This is a genomic window from Cryobacterium arcticum, assembly GCF_001679725.1.
GTDB classification, from domain to species: domain Bacteria; phylum Actinomycetota; class Actinomycetes; order Actinomycetales; family Microbacteriaceae; genus Cryobacterium; species Cryobacterium arcticum_A.
This window is the reverse complement of sequence record NZ_CP016282.1, coordinates 3,177,916-3,197,022: the sequence shown is the minus strand read 5'-3', so window position 1 is coordinate 3,197,022 and position 19,107 is coordinate 3,177,916. Positions and strand designations below refer to the sequence as shown.

The window sequence follows — 19,107 nt, the reverse complement described above, 5'->3', positions numbered from 1 at the left end:
CTCAGCGAGTGCTGTCATGATGGGAGGTCCACGTGACACCGCCGTTGCAGACCTCTCACAGACCTGACACGGAAAGGCCACTTGTGATCGATGTTCTCGGGCTGTCCCTGCCCGCCTTCCCCGTTGCCGCTCTCGCGGCAATCGTTCTCGCGCTCGCGATCACCGCGATCGCCGCGTTCGCGTTCCGCCTGGTCGGCAAGCGCAAGGCGTGGGCGCGTGTGCTCGTGCAGCTCATCCGGGTGCCGTTCCGCATGACCGTGCTGATCGGGCTCCTGTGGCTCGCCGTAGCGGGATACCTCGACGTGCCCGCGGGCTGGGATACCACGGTGGGCTTCGTCTTCCGGGCCCTGTTCATCGGCAGCGCCACCTGGCTGCTCTGTGCGCTGCTGTACTTCGCCGAGGAGATGGCCGCCAACCGGTACCGCATCGACGTGCGCGACAACCGGGTGGCCCGCCGGGTGCGCACCCAGCTGCGGATGATGCGCCGCATCGGCATCGTGATCATCATCATCTGCGCCATCGGCACCGTGCTGCTCAGCATCCCCGGCGCCGCCACGGTCGGGGCCAGCCTGTTCGCCTCCGCCGGCCTGCTCAGCGTCGTGGCGGGTCTCGCCGCCCAGTCCACCCTGGCGAACATCTTCGCCGGCATGCAGCTCGCGTTCAACAACGCCCTGCGCGTGGATGACGTCGTCATCGTCGAGGGGGAGTGGGGCAAGATCGAGGAGATCACCCTCACCTACATCGTCGTGCACATCTGGGACGACCGCCGCATGGTGCTGCCGTCCACATACTTCACCACGACCCCGTTCCAGAACTGGACCCGGCACAACAGCGAACTGCTCGGCGCCATCGAGTTCGACCTGGACTGGCGCGTCAACCCCGCCGCGATGCGTGAGGAGCTCAACCGCATCGTCGCGCAGACCGACCTCTGGGACGAACGTGCCGTCGTGCTCCAGGTGACGGATGCCGTGGGCGGCTACGTGCGCGTGCGCGTGCTCGTGACGGCGCAGGACGCGCCGACCCTGTTCGACCTGCGCTGCTTCGTGCGGGAGAACCTGATCGACTGGGTCAACGCCGAGAACCCCGACGCCCTGCCGATGAGCCGCGTCGAGGTGCGCCACGAGCCCGAGGCCCCGCCGGTGCGCCCGTCCTCCCGCGGCCGCAAGCCCGCCCGCCCCGTCATCGAGGCGCCCGGCTTGTTCTCCGGCGACGAGGGCGGCAAGGAGCGTGCCCAGCACTTCACCGAGTCCATCACGGTGCAGGACTGGGACGACGCCCCCGAGTCCCTCCCCGCGCCTCGCTAGTTCGGGCGTCCGCCCGCGCCCCACGCGCGGTGACTGGGATCCTCACGTGGCAAGTTGGTGACATCGGCACGGGCGGACGAAGCGAGACGCGCGGCGCGGGGGTGTTTTAGGCTGTGCGCATGACTACCTCCGGTGACTCTGGCCTGCCCACCGACACGACGCCCACCGGCGCCGGCAAGCGCGCCCTCGTGCGCCGGCCCGTCGACATCCTCGCGGAGGGGCAGATCACCCACATCGACCGCGTGCCCATCGACCTCGAGCTGGCCCGCTCCCAGTGGGAGGGCTACGTCGCCGCCCTGCAGGCCGAAGGCTGGGCCACCACCGAGGTGGCACCGGCGCCCGACCAGCCCGACTCGGTGTTCATCGAGGACGCCGTGATCCTCTTCGGCGGCACCGCCGTGGTCGCCAGCCCCGGAGCGCCCAGCCGGCGCGGGGAGACCGCCGCCGCCGAAGCAGCCGTGCGCGACCTCGACCTCACCGTGCACCGGCTCGAATCACCCGGCACCCTCGACGGCGGCGACGTGCTCAAGGTGGGCCGCACCGTATATGTGGGCCAGAGCCTCCGCACCAACGCCGAGGGCGCCGCGCAACTGGCCGCCATCGTGGAACCGCTCGGCTACACGGTCGTGACGGTTCCCGTGACCCGGGCCCTGCACCTCAAAACCGCGATCACCGCGCTGCCGGACGGCACCATCATCGGCTACCCGCCGCTGGTGGACGACCCGGGTCTGTTCGAGAAGTTCCTGCCCGTGCCAGAGGCCGAGGGCACCGCCGTCGTGATCCTCGACGAGAACACCCTGCTGATGTCGGCCGCGGCCCCGCAGACCGCCGCACTGCTCATCGGGCTCGGGTACCGCACGGTGACCGTGGACATCACCGAATTCGAGAAGCTCGAGGGCTGCGTCACCTGCCTGAGCGTGCGGGTGCGCTGACCGTGCCCGGCCGGATGCGGTCGGCCTCGCGCCCGCATCCGCGCCCGAACCAGGCGCCGGCAGAAATTCGCTCTTGCGCCCGGCGCAACCGGGGCCGTATCCTGAAAGGCTGCCTGAACATGGGGGGCACAAGACGATGAACAGACGCGCTCAGGAGGCCGACATGACCAAGACAGCCCGCACCACGCTCGCAACGATTGCGACCGGCGCTGCCTTCGTCCCGGCGCTCCGACCCGCCTCCGCCTAGGAGTCCGGCCACACCACCGCTGCTCGCCTCCGCGGGCACTCAGCTATCGCGGGCGTCACCGCCCGCTTCTCCTCTCGGACGCGGCACCCCCGCGCCAGCACGGCACCGTCGGCTTCGCCACGGCTCCCGCACCGACTCAGCACGCCTCATCCACCCGTTCGACTCCAGAATCACGCGGGTTTAGCAGGAACGACTCATGACCTCCACTGCAGAACAGCATCCGCCCCACACCGCGCCCACGCCGGCCGCCCGTCCCAACACCCTCCGCACGCTGCTGCGGCTGTACCCGTTCGCCAAGCCGGCACTGCCGCGCATCGGGCTGGGCATGCTGTCCGCGCTGCTCGCCTCGCTCGTGGCCCTGGCCATCCCGCAGGTGCTGCAGCAGCTCGTCGACGGCGCCCTCAGCCAGGGCGACACCGCCCCGATCTGGCCCGCCGTGCTCACGGTGCTGGCCCTCGGTGTGCTCGAGGCCGTGATGATCGCGTTGCGCCGCTGGTTCGTGCTCGTGCCCGGCACCCACATCGAATCCCGGATGCGCAACGCCCTCTACGCCCGGCTGCAGGACCTGCCCGTGACCTTCCACGACCGCTGGCCGAGCGGGCAGCTGCTCTCGCGCGCCATCAGCGACCTCAACATGATCCGCCGCTGGATCTCGTTCGGCCTGGTGCTGCTCGTGGTGAACTTCCTCACCATTCTCGCCGGCGTCGTGATCCTCGTGTCGATGAACTGGGTCCTCGGCCTGATCTTCCTCGTCTGCTCGATCCCGATCTGGATCTACGGCTACGTCTTCGAGGAGAAGTACTCGGTGATCGCCCGGCGCAGCCAGGACCAGTCCGGCGACCTCGCGACCGCCGTGGAGGAGTCGGTGCACGGCATCCGGGTGCTCAAGGCGTTCGGCCGCGGCAGCTTCGCGCTCAAGAGCTTCGCCAACCAGGCCGAAGAACTGCGCGGCACCGAGATCGAGAAGGCCCGCGCCATCGCCGGCATCTGGCTGTGGCTGCTGCTCGTTCCCGACGTGGCGTTCGCGCTCTGCCTGGTCTCCGGCGTCTGGCTCACCAGCCAGGGCCAGCTCAGCGTCGGCGAGCTGGTGGCCTTCTTCGCCACCGCCACCGTGCTGCGCTTCCCCGTGGAGTCGATCGGGTTCCTGCTGTCGATGACCTTCGACACCCGCACCGCCACCGACCGGTTCTTCGACATCCTCGACACCCCGAACACCATCACCGACCCGCCCCGCCCGGTCACCATCACCGCCCCGCGCGGCCGGCTGGCGTTCGAGAACGTGCACTTCCGCTACGCCGACTCCCCGGAGCGCTTCCCCGACCTGCTCGACGGGGTCGACCTGGTGCTCGAACCCGGCGAGACCATGGCGCTGGTCGGGCTCACCGGCTCCGGCAAGTCCACCCTGACGGCGCTCACCACCCGGCTGTACGACGTGACGGATGGCTCGGTGACCCTCGACGGGGTCGACGTACGCGCCCTCCGCCGTGAGGAACTGCGCCGGCACATCGCGATGGCGTTCGAGGATGCGACGCTGTTCTCGGCATCCGTGCGAGAGAACGTGCTGCTCGGCCGCCCGGAGTTCGCCGAGCGCAGCCCGGAGGCCGACGCGGTGCTCGCCGAGGCGCTGGATATCGCCCAGGCCGGCTTTGTGCACGACCTGCCCGACGGCGTCGACACGCTCGTCGGCGAGGAGGGCATGAGCCTGTCCGGCGGGCAGCGGCAGCGCGTGGCGCTGGCCCGTGCCGTCGCCGCGGCGCCCGCCGTGCTCGTGCTCGACGACCCGCTCTCGGCGCTCGACGTGAACACCGAGTCGCTCGTCGAAGCGGCGCTGCGCCGGGTGCTCGTCAAGACCACCGCGCTGATCGTGGCGCACCGCCCGTCCACGGTGATGCTCGCCGACCGGGTGGCCCTGCTGGAGAACGGCCGGGTCACCGCGGTCGGCCGGCACTCCGAACTGCTGGCCTCGAGCCCGCACTACAAGTTCGTCATCTCCAGCCTGGAAGACGAAGAACGACGAGAGTCCAACCGAACGGGAGAATCGCTGTGAGCGTCACCGGCGTCGAAGGCGAAGAACGCCTCGACTACACCAAAGCGGAAAGCGGCCAGATCCGCCGCCGTTCGCTGCGCCTGCTCGGCTCGCTGCTGTTCCCGGTGCGCTGGTCGGTGGTCGTGGCCATGCTCGTCGTGGTCGTCTCCACGGCCGCGCAGGTCGCCGGCCCCGCCCTGATCGCCTACGGCATCGACAAGGGCCTGCCCGCCCTGCTCAACCAGGACTGGATGCCGCTGGCGGCCACCGGCGCGGTCTACCTGGTCACCGGTGTCACCGGCGCCCTGCTGATCGCCTGGTACACGGTGCTCTCCGCGCGCATCAGCCAGGCGGTGCTCATCGACCTGCGCAAGCGTGTCTTCCTGCAGACCCAGCGGCTCAGCCTTGAGTTCCACGAGTCGTACACGTCCGGGCGCATCATCTCCCGGCAGACCAGCGACCTGGATGCGATCCGCGAACTGCTCGACTCCGGCATCAACCAGCTTGTGCAGGGCCTGCTCTACATGGTGTTCACCGCCATCGCGCTGGTCACCCTCGACGGGGTGAGCGGGCTGGTGCTGCTCGTCGCTCTGGTGCCGCTGCTCGCGCTCACCCGCTGGTTCCAGGTGCGCTCACAGCACCTGTTCCGCCGGTCGCGCACCGCGTCGGCGAGCCTGATCGTGCAGTTCGTGGAGACCATGACGGGCATCCGTGCCGTCAAGGCGTTCCGTACCGAACCGCGGAACGAACGGGTCTTCGGCAAGCTCGTCGAGGCATACCGGCTCGTCAACGCCCGGGTGATCCAGCTGTTCGGGGTGTTCGACCCCGGGCTGATCCTGATCGGCAACGTCACCGTCGCCGTGGTGCTGCTGGTCGGTGGCTTCCGCGTCGCGGACGGGCAGCTGGCCATCGGAGCGCTGCTGGCCGCGCTGCTGTACACCCGCCGGTTCTTCGACCCGATGGAGGAGATGGCGATGTTCTACAACTCCTACCAGTCGGCCGCCGCCGCTCTCGAGAAGATCTCCGGGGTGCTCGAGGAGCAGCCCGGCGTGCCCGACCCGATCAAGCCGGTGGACCTCTGGACGTCGACCGGTGCCGTGCAGTTCGAGAACGTGCAGTTCGAGTACCAGGCCGACCGGGTCATCCTGCCGCACTTCGACCTCACCCTGGAGCCTGGGCAGACCATCGCCCTCGTCGGCTCCACAGGTGCGGGCAAGTCGACGCTGGCCAAGCTGATCTCCCGGTTCTACGACCCGTCCGACGGCCGCGTGCTGCTGGACGGCGTGGACCTGCGCGACCTGCACCCCAAGGACCTGCGCCGGGCCATCGTGATGGTGACCCAGGAGGCGTACCTGTTCAGCGGGAGCGTCGCCGACAACATCGCGATCGGCAAGCCCGGGGCCACCCGGGCGGAGATCGAGGCGGCGGCGCAGGCCGTGGGCGCGCACGACTTCATCGTGGGCCTGCCCGGCGGGTACGACACCGACGTCAACAAGCGCGGCGGCCGGGTCTCGGCCGGGCAGCGCCAGCTGATCTCGTTCGCGCGGGCATTCCTGGCCGACCCGGCGGTGCTGATCCTCGACGAGGCCACCTCGTCGCTGGACATCCCCAGCGAACGGCTGGTGCAGGAGGCCCTGCAGACGCTGCTCAGCGACCGCACCGCGGTGATCATCGCGCACCGGCTGTCGACCGTGGCGATCGCCGACCGGGTGCTCGTGATGGAGAACGGCGTCATCGTGGAGGACGGCACCCCCGACATGCTCATCTCGGGTACCGGCCGGTTCTCCAAGCTGCACGCCGCCTGGCGCGAGTCCCTCGTCTGACCCTCGGGCTAGGACGGACCCAGGGGCGGGGCGGACGCCGGGTCGGCGAGGGGGTCGCCCTTCAGCTCGACGAAGATCGCGTGGGTGGGCGTCGAGCCGGTGTTCTCGCCCGAGTGCACCTGGGCGGGCAGCCAACGCGCCTCGCCGGCATCCAGAACCGTGTCGAACACCCGGTCGCCCAGCGAGAGCCGACGGCTGAAGTCGCTCAGGGTAACCATGACGCTGTCCGGATGCCGGTGCGGCGTGGTCGTCGTGCCCGGGTCGTCGCGGTACTCAAGCACCCGCACCCGGTCGTTCTCGAACAGCACCCGGTAGTGCTCCGGGTTGGAGGTCACCGGGTCGGCCGGTGCCGCGCCGACCGGCGGGGTTCCTTGCGGTGTGTCCGGACCGCGGTCGACCGCGGATCCCTCCGGGGCATCCATTGCAGGGTTCTGGGAGTCGTCGTCGGCCGCATTCATGCAGGCACGATACACCCGGCGTGAACCGTGAGCTAAGCCCCGAGAACGCGGGAAATTCGGCCTCAAGCCACAGTCCGCAGGGGCGTGAGCAGAGGTGTGGGCGGGGGTTTGAGTCGGTCGTGTTTCGGGCATGTCAAAGGCTTCGAACCACTGGCCGAGAACCCGCCCGACACGCTTGACACGCCCCGGCCGGGCCGCGAATCTGAACCCAGAGCACATCACACAAACCGCCCAGGACCGAGCCCGCTCGGTCCTCGAGCCGCCACCGTAGCCGGTGGCGCGCCTGTCTGATCGGGGGATCACCCAGCATGCAGTCAGTCACCATCGTGGGCGCGGGGGTGGTGGGGCATGCCAGCGCGGCTGCCCTGCGCGCCCACGGCTACACCGGACACCTCACGATCGTCGGCGGGGAACGCCACCGCCCCTATGACCGGCCGCCGCTGGGCCGTGGCTTCCTCACCGGTGAGACCACCATCGGCGAGCTGGCCCTCGAGGCCCCCTCAGAGGATCTCGGCGCCGAGTGGCGGTTGGGTGTGCCCGCCGTGGCCCTCGACGCGGCCGCGCGCCGGGTGACGCTGGCCAACGGCCGCACCCTCGAGTCGGATGCCGTCGTGATCGCCACGGGGTCCTCCGCGCGCCGCTTCGACCCGATGCCGCGCGGGGTGCACACCCTCCGCACCGTCGAAGACGCCCTCGCGCTCCGCGAGGAGCTGCTGCCCGGCGCCCGCATGATCGTCGTCGGCTCCGGCATCGTCGGCCTCGAGGTGGCGTCGACCGCCCGCGACCTGGGCCTGCAGGTCACGGTGCTCGGCAGCACCACGGATGCGCTCTGCACCGCGTTCGGCGGAGCCGTCGCCGACGCCGTGTACCGGCTGCACTCCCGCCGGGGCATCACCGTGCGCACCGACCTGCGGGTCGCCGAGCTGATCGGACCCGGCTGGGTGTCGGGCGTGCGGCTGACCACGGGGGAGGAGATCGGTGCCGATGTGGTGCTGCTCGACATCGGCTCGGTGCCGCTGGCGGGCTGGCTGGGCGAGGCCGGACTCGACCTGCGCGGCGGCGTGGTCTGCGACGCTGCGGGCGCCACCGCGGTGCCCGGCGTCGTGGCCGTGGGCGACTGCGCGGCCTGGTTCGACCCGGTCACCGGGCTGCACCGGCGCATCCCGCACTGGAGCGACACCCGCGACCGGCCGGGCATCGCCATGGCCGCGCTGCTCGGGGTCGACCCGGCCACGGCGCTGGCGCCCGCCCGGGTGACCTCGGAGCAGGGCGGCGCGCAGGTGCAGTTCGCCGGCCGGCTGCGCGGCGGCGAAGATGTCACCGTCGAGGCGGGCAGCCCGTCCACGGGCGACCTGGTCGCGGTCTACCGGCGCGGCTCGGTGCCGGTCGCGGTGCTCGGCATCGACCAGCCGCTGCTGGTCGCCGACTGGCAGGGCCGCCTGGAGCCGGCCCCGGTCGACCCGGTCATGGACGCCAGCGCGCCCGGCTGAGATCCACCCGGTAGCCGGCATCCGGAGCGGTCGCGGTGAGCAACGGCGTGTTCTCAGCCCGGTAATGCTCCAACGCCCGGTCCTCGTGCCCGACCGGCGGATGCCCGCTCGCGCGGATCACCCGCCACCACGGCGCATCCGCCCCGAACTGGGCCATCGTCTGGCCCACCACGCGGGCGGCGCGGGAACCGAGGGTGGCGGCCACGTCGCCGTAGGTCATCACGTGGCCGGGCGGGATCGAGTCCACGATCTCGAGCACAGCCGCCACGAACGGGGTGGCCGGATTCAGGCGCACTGTTTGAGAGCTGTCGGGGCTTAGAGAGTGAGGGCGCCGATGACCTCGCCGAACTGGGTCTCGCCGATGTCGACGAAGCCGATGCGGTGGAAGAAGGCCTCGGGGCCCTCCTCGCCGGGTTCCCAGATCACCGTGATGCGGTCGAAACCGCGGTGGCGGGCTTCTTCGGCGAGGGCTTCGGCGGCGAACTTGCCCACGCCCAGCCCCTGCGCCTCCGCGTCGACGTTGATGCGCCAGATGCAGGCGCGGAATTCTTCCTGGGGCGATTCGGGGTCGAAGTTGCCGTGGATGAAGCCGGCGACCTCGCCGTCGAGCAGCACCACCCGTTGCCATGCCGTGTTCGGGTTGATCACCGATGCCGCCACCGAGTAGGAGACGGGCGCGATGAATTGCTCCTGACCGGGCTTGAGGCTCAGGTTGTTGGCCGCGACGATGTTGCGTGCGGACAGTTCTTCCAGTCGGAGTTCAGGCATGACCCTAGGGTATCGTCCGGTCGCGAAGGCTGATAGTCGGGTTTGTGGGGGACCTGCACCCGGGGCCGTTTCCGGCCGGTCAACTCTCTCGATGTCGAGACAGTTACCGCCCTCGGCTAGGATTGTTGACGGCCACCACGCCCCGACTCACTGAGGAGAATCCATTGTCGAAGATCAAGGTTGCAGGTACAGTCGTCGAACTCGACGGGGACGAGATGACCCGCATCATCTGGCAGGCCATCAAGGACTCCCTCATTCACCCGTACCTCGACATCGACCTCGAGTACTACGACCTGTCGATCCAGAAGCGTGACGAGACCGACGACCAGATCACGATCGACGCGGCCCACGCCATCCAGAAGCACGGTGTCGGCGTCAAGTGCGCCACCATCACCCCCGACGAGGCTCGTGTCGAGGAGTTCGGCCTGAAGAAGATGTGGGCCTCGCCCAACGGCACCATCCGCAACATCCTCGGCGGCACCATCTTCCGTGAGCCGATCATCATCTCCAACATCCCGCGCCTGGTGCCGGGCTGGAACAAGCCCATCATCATCGGCCGCCACGCGTTCGGCGACCAGTACCGCGCCACGAACTTCCGCTTCGAGGGCGAAGGCACCCTCACCATGACCTTCACCCCGAAGGACGGCGGCGACCCGCAGCAGTTCGAGGTCTTCCAGGCTCCCGGCAGCGGCGTGGCCATGGGCATGTACAACCTCGACAAGTCGATCATCGACTTCGCCCGCGCGTCGCTCAACTACGGCCTCGAGCGCAACTACCCGGTCTACCTGTCGACCAAGAACACCATCCTCAAGGCGTACGACGGCCGGTTCAAGGACATCTTCCAGGAGATCTTCGACACCGAGTTCAAGGACCGCTTCGAGGCCGCCGGCCTCACCTACGAGCACCGTCTGATCGACGACATGGTCGCCTCTGCCATGAAGTGGGAGGGCGGCTACGTCTGGGCCTGCAAGAACTACGACGGCGACGTGCAGTCCGACACCGTGGCACAGGGCTTCGGCTCGCTCGGCCTGATGACCAGCGTGCTCTCCACCCCCGACGGCAGCGTCGTCGAGGCCGAGGCCGCGCACGGCACCGTCACCCGGCACTACCGCCAGCACCAGCAGGGCAAGCCCACCTCGACTAACCCGATCGCCTCGATCTACGCCTGGACCCGGGGACTCTCGCACCGCGCCAAGCTCGACAGCAACCCGGCGCTGGCCGAGTTCGCGCACACTCTCGAGGATGTGGTCGTGAAGACCGTCGAGAGCGGCAAGATGACCAAGGACCTCGCCCTGCTCGTGGGCCCGGACCAGGGCTACCTCACCACCGAGGAATTCCTCGCCGCGATCAGCGACAACCTGCAGACCCGCCTGGCGTAACCCGCCCGGCGTCGGCCACTGCTGACAACGAAGGCCCCGCCCCCTCGGCGGGGCCTTTCGTGTACCTGCGCGGGGCGGATGCGCCCCAAGCCGGCCCGCTGCACCTCGTGTCGGCGATTGCGACCGCTAGAGCAGGCGCGGTCACCCAGAGGTGGTGCAGCGGCGAGGCGCAAGGGCAGCCTCTCCTTGCTGGTGCGCACTCGCATCCGAGACGACAATGGAGCCATGTCCACGCTCGCTGGAGCATTCCGCCGGTACCCGGTTGTCGCGGCAGCCATCCTTGTCGGCCTGCTCGGGCTGCCACTCTGGGCCCTCGGCCTGCCCGTGGCGGTGCAATGGCTGTACTCAGGTCTCGGCCTCGTCGTGGCCGGCATCGAGGTTGTCGGCATGATCCGGCGGATGCGCCAGGGCGCGTTCGGTGTGGACCTCCTGGCGATCATGGCCATCATCGCCACCATCCTGGTGGGCGAGTACGTGGCCACGCTGGTGATCGTGCTCATGCTCTCCGGCGGCGCCGCCCTCGAGGACTACGCGGCCGGCCGGGCCCAGCGGGAGCTGAACGCCCTGCTCGAACGGGCACCGCAGATCGCGCACCTGCTACGCGACGGCTCCTCCGACGTGGAGGACGTGCCCGCCACCCTGGTGCAGATCGGCGACGTGCTGCTGGTGCGGCCCGCCGAGATCGTGCCGGTGGACGCCGAACTGGTCTCCGCATCCGCCGCGTTCGACGAGTCGTCGCTCACCGGGGAGAGCCTGCCCGTCGAACGCCGCACCGGCGACCCGGTGCTCAGCGGTTCGATCAACGGGCAGGCCGCCGCCACCGTGCGGGCCACGGCGCTCGCCGCGGACAGCCAGTACCAGCAGATCGTGGCGCTGGTGGCAGAGGCCGCGGCGAGCAAGGCCCCGGTGGTGCGGCTCGCCGACCGCTACGCGGTGCCGTTCACGGCCGTGGCGTTGCTCATCGGCGGGATCGCCTGGGTGGTCTCCGGCGACCCGGTGCGGTTCGCCGAGGTGCTCGTGGTCGCCACCCCCTGCCCGCTGCTGCTCGCGGCGCCGGTGGCGTTCATGGGCGGCATGAGCCGCGCGGCCCGCAACGGCATCATCGTCAAGGGCGGGGGAGTGCTCGAGAAGCTCGCCCGAGCCCGCACGGTGGTGTTCGACAAGACCGGAACCCTCACCTACGGCGCGCCCACCATCGCCCGGGTGGCCCCAGAGGCCCCGTTCAGCGCCGACCAGCTGCTCACCCTGGCGGCGTCGGCCGAGCAGTACTCGTCACACGTGCTCGCCGCATCCGTCATCGCGGCCGCCGACAAGCGCGACCTCACCCTGCTCCGCACCGACTCCGCCACCGAGGTGCCCGCGCACGGCGTGACCGCCCGGTTCGACGGTCGCGAGGTCGTCGTGGGCAAGCTGTCGTTCGTGGCCGAGCACGCTCCCGACGCCTACCCGGCCGACCTGGCCGGCGGCGAACTGGCCATCTACCTCGCCGTCGACGGCCGGTTCGCCGGCTGCGTGGTGGCCAGCGACCAGGTGCGCGACAACGCGCGCGCCACCGTGCAGGCCCTCGACCGGCTCGGTGTGCACGAGTCGGTCATGCTCACCGGCGACGCCCGCCCCACCGCCAACCACATCGCCCGGCTCGTGGGCATCACCCGGGTGCGCGCGGATTGCCTGCCGGTCGACAAGGTCGACGCGGTGCGCGCCATCCGTGAGCGGCCCGTGATCATGGTGGGCGACGGCGTCAACGACGCCCCGGTGCTGGCCGTGGCCGATGTGGGCATCGCGATGGGCGCCAAGGGGTCCACCGCGGCGAGCGAGTCGGCGGATGCGGTGATCCTGCTCGACGACCTGTCGCGCGCCGCGCGGGCCGTCAGCATCGGCCGGGACACGGTGCGCATCGCCCTGCAGAGCATCTGGCTGGGCATGGCGATGAGCCTCGCACTCATGGTGGTGGCCGCGTTCGGGCTGATCCCCGCCACCATCGGGGCGCTGCTGCAGGAGCTGGTCGACCTCGCCACGATCCTCAACGCCCTGCGCGCCATCGGCGGGCGCCGAGACACGCGCGCCCGCCGCGCGGCCGCGCGGGTGCAGACGGCAGCCCAGCCGGTGCCCACCCGCTGAGCCCCTCCGCCGCCCCGCGGCCGGGGCAGGCCCGCTGACGGCCTAATCTGGAGGGATGCGACGCATCCGTTTTCCGTTCGGCTCCACCCCCAGCCGAACGGCGAACGAACCCCGGCTCGGCCGGGACGTCTACGTTCTCGGTGTCATCGCATTCTTCGTCATGGTGGGCTTCGGCGTGGTGGTTCCGGTGCTGCCGGTCTACGTGAAGAGCTTCGGCGTGGGCAACCTCGAGATCGGCGCCGTGGTGTCGGCGTTCGCCCTGATGCGCTTCGTCGCCAGCCCGGTCTGCGGCAAGCTCATCGACTGGGCCGGGGAACGCACCATCCTGGCCGTGGGCATCGGCATCGTTGCCGTGTCCAGCGGCCTGGTCGGCATCGCCGGCAGCTACCCGCAGCTGTTGCTGCTGCGCGGCGCTGGCGGCATCGGTTCGGCGATGTTCACCGTCGCGGCGATGACGCTGCTCCTGCGCACCACCGCCCCGGGTATCCGTGGCCGCGCGGTCGGCTTCTACCAGGGCGGCTTCCTCATCGGCGGCATGGCCGGGCCCGCGCTCGGTGGCCTGCTCGCCACCATCTCGCTCACCGCCCCGTTCTTCTTCTACGCCGGCACCCTCGCCGTCGCCGGCGTGACCGGCCTGGTGCTGTTGCAGCCGGCCACCCGCGTCGCCGCCGGCGGCACCGGTGCGGCCGCGCCGTTGCTGCCGCTCCGCACGGTGCTGCGCGACCCCCGTTTCCGGGCCGCCTGCCTGGCCAACTTCTCCCAGGGCTGGTCGTCGTTCGGTGTGCGCGGCGCGCTCGTGCCGGTTCTCGTTGTCGAGGTGCTCAAGGGCCCCAGCGCCTGGACCGGTATCGCCTTCGCGATCGCCGCCGTCGCGCAGACCCTCGCGTTGGCGCCGGCGTCCCGGTTCGTCGACACCGTGGGCCGCAAACCCGCCATCATCGGGGCATTCCTCGTGGCGGCCGTGACGATCACGGCCATCCCATTCGCGCCGAACATCGTGCTGCTCACGGTGCTGCTCTGCGTCTACGGGGTCGCCGCGGCGTTCATGGGCACCGCGCCGGCCGCATCCGTCGGTGACGCCGCCGGCAGCGCGGGCGGGCGCCCGGTGGCGATCTTCTCGATGTTCTCCGACTTCGGCGCCATCGTCGGCCCGCTCGTGGCCGGCCTGCTCGCCGACACCGTGTCGTACCCGGCCGCGTTCCTGCTCGGGGGCCTGCTGTTCGTCGCCACGTCGCTCTACGCGCTGCGGATGCCCGGCGGCCTGCCCGCGCAGCCCGCCGCGGAGCCGCCGGTCATCGACCCCGTTGACCGCTGAGGCTCAGGCGCCGAGTTCCTTGCGGCCGGAGAGCACGCCACTGACCGTGGCGACGACCGCGAAGACGACCGCCACGATCGGCTGGCCGAGGTCCCACCAGGCGAGGGCGGCGGCGCCGAACACGAAGATCTCCACGATCGCCTTGCCGAACGGGTCGAGCCGGAACACGGCCTTCGGCGACCGGAACAGCGCCCAGACCAGGATCGCGAACGCGGGCGCGAGGATACCGAACAGGATGCCCGGCCACGGCAGCGGCCAGGCCAGGAACCCCCAGAGCGCCAGGCTCACGAAGGCGAAGAGTTCGAGCACAAAACGCAGGACGTCGTTGACGCCGACGGCGGGGGTGGGGCGGGTGTCGTTCACCCGCCAATCCTACCGGCGGGGCTACTTGAAGATGATGGTGCGCACTCCGTCGAGCAGCACGCGGTTCTCAGCGAACCACTTCACGGCCTGGGTGAGCGTGCGGCTCTCCTCGTCCTGACCGATCGCGACGAGCTCGGCGGGCGTGCGGGAGTGGTCCACCCGCACGACGTTCTGCTCGACGATCGGGCCCTCGTCCAGCTCGCTGGTGACGAAGTGCGCCGTGGCGCCGATGAGCTTCACCCCGCGGGCGTGCGCCTGCTTGTAGGGGTTGGCGCCCTTGAAGCCGGGCAGGAACGAGTGGTGGATGTTGATGGCCCGGCCCTCGAGGTACGCGCAGAGTTCGGGGGAGAGGATCTGCATGTAGCGGGCCAGCACCACCAGTTCGATGTCGAACTCCTCGACGGCCTCCACGACGCGGGCCTCGAAGGCGGCCTTGCTCGCCGCATCCGTGATGGGTAGCGACTCGAACGGCACACCGTAGAAGCCGACCAGGTCGCGCAGGGTGCCGTGGTTGCTGAGCACCAGCGGCACCTCCACGGGCAGCTGGCCGCCGCGCTGACGGAAGAGCAGGTCGTTGACGCAGTGCCCGGCGGTGGACGCGAGCACCAGGGTGCGCAGCGGCCGGCCGACGACGTCGATCACCGACGCCATGCCGTACTTCTCCACGACGGGCGCGAGCGCGGCCTGCATCTCGGCGCGGTCGGCGGGGGATTCCACCTGCAGGCGGATGAAGAACCGGCCGGTATCGGCGCTGGAGAACTGCTGGCTCTCGGTGATGTTGCCGCGGGCGCCCACGATGGCGCCGCTGACGTCGTGCACGATGCCCGGCTGGTCGGGGCAGACGAGAGTGACGACCAGGTGGTGATGGTGCGCGGGCGGCAGGCTGGGGTTCATCGCACCAGATTACCCGGCGCGGTGACCCCGCTCGGCGGCGCATCCGGCGGCGAACCAGGTGAGGCGCTCGGGAATGCGCCGGATGTCAGCGCGTTATCCCCGAGTACAGGCCGGAATTCAGCGGCCGGGAGAGCACGTAAAGCGGCGCAATAATCCGGCAACGTTGTGGTTGCAGCGACGAAACTCCCGGATGCTGAGATAGACACCAGGCAGCCACACTGCCGAGGTACCCCGGAACGACCCGAAGCGGAAGGTAGACACACGATGACCGAAGGAACCCTGCGGGCGCTCGACACTCGGCCGACGACCATCACCGGAACCGTCATCCACGGCAACGCCTGGGGCCGGGTGATCGGCTTCCCCACCGCGAACATCGAGGTCCCAGACCTCATGGCGCACACCGGCATCTGGGCCGCCATCGTGCACGGCGAGGGGCTGCCGGCCGCCGGCGCGCTCGCGGCCGTGTCGGTGGGTACCCGCCCCACCTACTACGGTGACGCCGGGCATCCGCTGCTCGAAGCGCACCTGCTCGATTTCGCCGGCGACCTCTACGGCCAGGAACTGTCCGTCGAGCTGCGGCTGTTCCTGCGCGCGGAGGTGGCCTTCGTCGACACGCCCGCCCTCGTCGACCAGCTCGCCATCGACGTGCAGAACACCCGGGACTGGTACGCCGCCGGGGCCCGCGCCGCCGCCTGAGGCCACCGAGCCCACCGTGCACTGGAAACAACGCGCAGCCCCCGGCCAGGCGCCGGCCGCAAAACGGGACGCGGGGATGCGCCGCACCGAGCGGCAGGGCCGTCGCGAGGCCGCCGTTGCCGCGGGGCTGCGGGAACTGCGCGGCCGCTGCGGCCCGGGCACGCCGACGCACCAGGCGCTTGCCGAGCACAGCGGCCTGCCGATCGGCTGGTTGCGCTGGGCATACCCGTCACTCGACGAGATATCCGGCTAGGCTGGTTGACGGCTGGCGGAACACGCTTGGCCCCGGGCGCGCACGTCGGCGCGCACCGCTTGAAGAACCCGCTCAGCCCGGCCGTGACAGCCGCCGGAGCCGAGGGCAAGCGGAACCTGTCTGTGAGCCACAGCACCCATGTCATTTACCGCGCCCATCTCGCTGCCGTCCACCGGTATGCCTCGCCCCGATCAGAAGGCCCCTACCGGAGCCTTCCCGTGGATCGGCCTGATCGCCCTCTCCGCCGCCGTCTTCCTCTCGGTCACCTCCGAGATGCTGCCCACCGGCCTGCTGCCCGAAATGAGCACCTCGCTCGGGGTCAGCCAGTCCGACGTGGGCCTGCTCGTGTCCTGGTTCGCGTTCACGGTCGTGCTCACCAGCACGCCGCTGGCGCTGCTGACCCGACGGATGCCCCGGCACGGCCTGATCGTTCTCGTGCTCATCGTGTTCGCGTTGAGCAACGTGCTCACCGCCATCGCGCCCGACTACACCTTCGTCGTCATCTCCCGGGTGATCGGCGGACTGGCGCACGGCCTGTTCTGGGGCGTCGTGGGCGCCTACTCCGCGCACCTCGTGCCCAAGGACCAGATCGCCAGGGCCGTGTCGATCACCATCGCCGGCGGCACCCTCGCGTTCGTGTTCGGTGTGCCGCTTGGCACCTTCCTCGGCCACCTGCTCGGCTGGCGGCTCTCGTTCATCGTGCTCGCCGGGCTGATGCTCGTGGGCGCCGTGGTGATCTGGCGGTTCCTGCCCAAGGTCGAGCACTACACGGGCAAGCGCACCGAGTCCGTCACGACGGCGACCGGAACCATCACGGTGGCCAAGCTGCCCCGTGACCCCACCATCGGCCCGGTCGCGCTGGTCTGCGTGATCACCGCGCTCACGATGATCGGGCACTACACCTTCTACACCTACATCGCACCGTTCCTCAGCGACACCCTCGGGGTGGGCAGCGACGCCGTCGCGCCACTCCTGTTCGCGTACGGCATCGCCGGCGCACTCGGCCTGTTCATCAGCGGCGTCGTGTTCAGCAAGCGCCCGCAGCTGGGCCTGGTGCTCGGGATGTCGGTGACGGTCGTCAGCGTCACCGTGCTGGCGCTGTTCACCCAGACGCTGCCCGTGGCGATCGGCGCGTTCCTGGTCTGGGGCCTCGCGTTCGGCACCTTCCCGCCGCTGCTGCAGACCCGGTTGCTGCACACCGCGTCGGTGCGCATCCGCGACACCGCCAGCGCCGTCTACACCACCGCGTTCAACGTCGGCATCGGCCTGGGCGCGTTCGTGGGCGCCTTCCTGCTCGACCAGGTGGGCCTGGGCTCCGTGCCGTTCGTCTACGTGGGCATCATCGTGCTCGCCCTGGCGCTCGTGCTGGCCAGCGACATCGTCATTCGCCGCCGCGCGCTCTGACCCCGACCGCCGACCCGCACCGCGCCTCCGGGGGCAACTGGTCCCGCAGCGGACATCTGCACCCGGTACACCGGGCGCAGATGTCCGGCCGGGGACCAGTTAGGGCCGCGGGGAGGTTCCGCGGGCCGGCAGCGGGGGACGGGACGCCGCGATCTCGAGGATGCGGCCCCGGCAGGCGTACCAGCCCAGCACCAGCGCCGGGATGATCAGGCCCAGCGAGCTGATCGTGAGCGTACCGACCGGCCAATCGAAGGCCATCAGCACGAGAACCGTGGCCAGGAACGCCAGGGTGAGGTAGCCGGTGAACGGGGCGCCGGGCATCCGGAACGCCGGCCGGGTGAGGATGCCCGCCTTCGCCCAGGCCTGCAGCCGCATCTGGCAGAGCACGATCATGCCCCACGCGCTGATGATGCCGATCGCGGCCATGTTGAGCACGATCTCGAACGCCTCGTCGGGCACGACCGCGTTCAGCGCCACTCCGAGCAGGGTGACGACACCGGTGAGCAGGATGCCGCCGAACGGTACCCCGTTGCGGCTCACCTTGCCGGCGAAGCGCGGCGCCGACCCGGCCAGCGACATCGACCGAAGGATGCGCCCGGTGGAATACAGTCCGGCGTTCAGCGACGACAGAGCCGCGGTGAGCACCACGAGGTTCATGAGCACGTCGACCCCGTCGATGCCGATCGAGCCGAAGAACGTCACGAACGGGCTCACTCCAGCCTCATATGCCGTGTACGGCAACAACAGCGAGAGCAGCAGGATCGAGCCGACGTAGAACACCGCGATGCGCACGATGACCGTGTTGATGGCCTTGGGCATCACCTTCTCCGGGTTCTCGGTCTCGCCGGCGGTGGTGCCGATCAGCTCGATCGACGCGTAGGCGAAGACCACGCCCTGCACCACGAGCACCGAGGCGAGCAGACCGTTGGGCAGCCAGCCGCCGTTGTCGGAGATGAGGGAGAAGCCGACGGCGGCTCCTTCCACCGGGGTGCCGAAGATGACCATCCAGGTGCCCACCAGGAGGAACACCACGATCGCGACGACCTTGATCAGCGCGAACCAGAACTCCAGCTCGCCGAACACCTTGACCGAGAGCAGGTTGAGGCTCATCACCACGGCCAGGGCGATCAGGGCGAACAACCACTGCGGCACCTCGCCGAACGGCGCCCAGTAGCGGCCGAAGAAGTTCATGTACAGCGCCACCGCCGTCACGTCGACGATGGCCGTCATCGCCCAGTTGAGCCAGTACAGCCAGCCGGTGACGAACGCGGTCTTCTCACCGAAGAACTCCCGCGCATACGACACGAACGAGCCCGAGGTGGGCCGGTGCAGCACCAGCTCGCCGAGCGCCCGCAGGATGAGGAACGCGAAGAAACCGCAGATGGCGTACACGAACACCAGGGCGGGGCCGGCGCTGGCGAGCCGTCCGCCTGCGCCGAGGAACAGGCCGGTGCCGATGGCGCCGCCGATCGCGATCATCTGCACGTGGCGGGCCTTGAGCCCCTTATGCAGACCCTGGTCTTCGTGCACACTCAACGCGTCGTCGATGTGCTCCAGCGGCGTTTCGTCGTGCCCGGAGTGGTGCGCGGGGCGGCCGGTGGGGGTGACGCTGTTCTCCGGCCGATCCGGCCCGG

Annotated in this window: 17 protein-coding genes; 11 read left to right on the top strand and 6 right to left on the bottom strand. The window is 70.1% G+C overall.

Going from position 1 to position 19,107, the window contains the following annotated elements:
* The first annotated feature begins 83 nt into the window (after positions 1-83).
* The 4 genes from PA27867_RS14485 (at position 84) to PA27867_RS14470 (ending at position 6,332) form a co-directional block, all read left to right on the top strand.
* The gene (locus tag PA27867_RS14485) at positions 84-1,304 is read left to right on the top strand and encodes a mechanosensitive ion channel family protein (RefSeq protein WP_084021198.1); all 1,221 of its coding nucleotides are present in this window, start codon (positions 84-86) and stop codon (positions 1,302-1,304) included.
* A 119-nt stretch (positions 1,305-1,423) separates the two neighbouring features.
* Positions 1,424-2,236: a dimethylargininase gene (gene ddaH, locus PA27867_RS14480; RefSeq protein WP_066597477.1), complete on the top strand. Its 813-nt coding sequence runs from the start codon at positions 1,424-1,426 to the stop codon at positions 2,234-2,236.
* 443 nt (positions 2,237-2,679) lie between these two features.
* Positions 2,680-4,530, top strand: coding sequence for an ABC transporter ATP-binding protein (locus PA27867_RS14475; protein ID WP_066597473.1), 1,851 nt, complete (start codon positions 2,680-2,682; stop codon positions 4,528-4,530).
* Complete coding sequence (locus PA27867_RS14470) at positions 4,527-6,332, top strand: ABC transporter ATP-binding protein (RefSeq protein WP_066597471.1); 1,806 nt, start codon at positions 4,527-4,529, stop codon at positions 6,330-6,332. Before PA27867_RS14475 ends, PA27867_RS14470 begins: the two co-directional genes overlap by 4 nt.
* An 8-nt stretch (positions 6,333-6,340) precedes the next feature.
* Here PA27867_RS14470 and PA27867_RS14465 read toward each other — a convergent pair whose 3' ends face one another.
* On the bottom strand, positions 6,341-6,790 hold the full coding sequence (locus PA27867_RS14465) for a cupin domain-containing protein (protein WP_236900718.1): 450 nt from the start codon (positions 6,788-6,790) through the stop codon (positions 6,341-6,343).
* A 308-nt stretch (positions 6,791-7,098) separates the two neighbouring features.
* On the opposite strand from PA27867_RS14465, the gene PA27867_RS14460 reads away from it, so the two are divergent.
* On the top strand, positions 7,099-8,280 hold the full coding sequence (locus PA27867_RS14460) for an NAD(P)/FAD-dependent oxidoreductase (RefSeq protein ID WP_066597469.1): 1,182 nt from the start codon (positions 7,099-7,101) through the stop codon (positions 8,278-8,280).
* Here PA27867_RS14460 and PA27867_RS14455 read toward each other — a convergent pair.
* Together PA27867_RS14455 and PA27867_RS14450 are read right to left on the bottom strand one after the other, a co-directional pair.
* Positions 8,255-8,575 carry an MGMT family protein gene (locus tag PA27867_RS14455; RefSeq protein WP_066597468.1) on the bottom strand — a complete coding sequence of 107 codons (321 nt, stop codon included), beginning with the start codon at positions 8,573-8,575 and terminating at the stop codon, positions 8,255-8,257. The two genes, PA27867_RS14460 and PA27867_RS14455, sit on opposite strands and share 26 nt — an antisense overlap.
* A gap of 20 nt (positions 8,576-8,595) precedes the next feature.
* The gene (locus PA27867_RS14450) at positions 8,596-9,048 is read right to left on the bottom strand and encodes a GNAT family N-acetyltransferase (protein WP_066597467.1); all 453 of its coding nucleotides are present in this window, start codon (positions 9,046-9,048) and stop codon (positions 8,596-8,598) included.
* Positions 9,049-9,212: 164 nt separating this feature from the next.
* On the opposite strand from PA27867_RS14450, the gene PA27867_RS14445 reads away from it, so the two are divergent.
* The 3 genes from PA27867_RS14445 (at position 9,213) to PA27867_RS14435 (ending at position 13,863) form a co-directional block, all read left to right on the top strand.
* Positions 9,213-10,427: an NADP-dependent isocitrate dehydrogenase gene (locus PA27867_RS14445; protein WP_066597465.1), complete on the top strand. Its 1,215-nt coding sequence runs from the start codon at positions 9,213-9,215 to the stop codon at positions 10,425-10,427.
* Positions 10,428-10,652: 225 nt separating this feature from the next.
* Positions 10,653-12,548: a heavy metal translocating P-type ATPase gene (locus tag PA27867_RS14440; protein ID WP_066597463.1), complete on the top strand. Its 1,896-nt coding sequence runs from the start codon at positions 10,653-10,655 to the stop codon at positions 12,546-12,548.
* A gap of 55 nt (positions 12,549-12,603) precedes the next feature.
* Complete coding sequence (locus tag PA27867_RS14435) at positions 12,604-13,863, top strand: MFS transporter (RefSeq protein WP_066597461.1); 1,260 nt, start codon at positions 12,604-12,606, stop codon at positions 13,861-13,863.
* A gap of 3 nt (positions 13,864-13,866) precedes the next feature.
* On the opposite strand, the gene PA27867_RS14430 is transcribed toward PA27867_RS14435, so the two are convergent.
* Together PA27867_RS14430 and purU are read right to left on the bottom strand one after the other, a co-directional pair.
* Entirely contained in the window at positions 13,867-14,226 is a 360-nt protein-coding gene (locus PA27867_RS14430; protein ID WP_066597459.1) for a YrdB family protein, read from the bottom strand.
* Between the two features lie 21 nt (positions 14,227-14,247).
* Entirely contained in the window at positions 14,248-15,120 is an 873-nt protein-coding gene (purU, locus tag PA27867_RS14425) for a formyltetrahydrofolate deformylase (RefSeq protein WP_066597457.1), read from the bottom strand.
* A gap of 264 nt (positions 15,121-15,384) precedes the next feature.
* Between purU and PA27867_RS14420 the strand changes: the two genes are divergently transcribed.
* The 3 genes from PA27867_RS14420 (at position 15,385) to PA27867_RS14415 (ending at position 17,473) form a co-directional block, all read left to right on the top strand.
* Positions 15,385-15,816: a riboflavin kinase gene (locus PA27867_RS14420; RefSeq protein WP_066597455.1), complete on the top strand. Its 432-nt coding sequence runs from the start codon at positions 15,385-15,387 to the stop codon at positions 15,814-15,816.
* A gap of 16 nt (positions 15,817-15,832) precedes the next feature.
* Positions 15,833-16,069 (top strand): hypothetical protein, encoded by a 237-nt coding sequence (locus tag PA27867_RS20730; RefSeq protein WP_157109245.1) that lies wholly within the window; start codon positions 15,833-15,835, stop codon positions 16,067-16,069.
* A 138-nt stretch (positions 16,070-16,207) separates the two neighbouring features.
* Entirely contained in the window at positions 16,208-17,473 is a 1,266-nt protein-coding gene (locus tag PA27867_RS14415) for an MFS transporter (RefSeq protein WP_084021197.1), read from the top strand.
* Between the two features lie 99 nt (positions 17,474-17,572).
* Here PA27867_RS14415 and PA27867_RS14410 read toward each other — a convergent pair whose 3' ends face one another.
* A complete protein-coding gene (locus PA27867_RS14410; RefSeq protein ID WP_066600006.1) occupies positions 17,573-19,030 on the bottom strand; it encodes an amino acid permease in 1,458 nt (485 codons plus the stop codon).
* Between the last annotated feature and the right edge of the window lie 77 nt (positions 19,031-19,107).

What these genes read in the sequence shown, in the direction of transcription:
- PA27867_RS14435 (WP_066597461.1), top strand. Translation starts at nt 12,604, where the DNA reads ATGCGACGCATCCGTTTTCCGTTCGGCTCCACCCCCAGCCGAACGGCG.
- PA27867_RS14420 (WP_066597455.1), top strand. Translation starts at nt 15,385, where the DNA reads ATGACCGAAGGAACCCTGCGGGCGCTCGACACTCGGCCGACGACCATC.
- PA27867_RS14415 (WP_084021197.1), top strand. Translation starts at nt 16,208, where the DNA reads ATGTCATTTACCGCGCCCATCTCGCTGCCGTCCACCGGTATGCCTCGC.
- PA27867_RS14465 (WP_236900718.1), bottom strand. Translation starts at nt 6,790, where the DNA reads ATGAATGCGGCCGACGACGACTCCCAGAACCCTGCAATGGATGCCCCG.
- PA27867_RS14450 (WP_066597467.1), bottom strand. Translation starts at nt 9,048, where the DNA reads ATGCCTGAACTCCGACTGGAAGAACTGTCCGCACGCAACATCGTCGCG.
- PA27867_RS14460 (WP_066597469.1), top strand. Translation starts at nt 7,099, where the DNA reads ATGCAGTCAGTCACCATCGTGGGCGCGGGGGTGGTGGGGCATGCCAGC.
- PA27867_RS14440 (WP_066597463.1), top strand. Translation starts at nt 10,653, where the DNA reads ATGTCCACGCTCGCTGGAGCATTCCGCCGGTACCCGGTTGTCGCGGCA.
- PA27867_RS14475 (WP_066597473.1), top strand. Translation starts at nt 2,680, where the DNA reads ATGACCTCCACTGCAGAACAGCATCCGCCCCACACCGCGCCCACGCCG.
- purU (WP_066597457.1), bottom strand. Translation starts at nt 15,120, where the DNA reads ATGAACCCCAGCCTGCCGCCCGCGCACCATCACCACCTGGTCGTCACT.
- ddaH (WP_066597477.1), top strand. Translation starts at nt 1,424, where the DNA reads ATGACTACCTCCGGTGACTCTGGCCTGCCCACCGACACGACGCCCACC.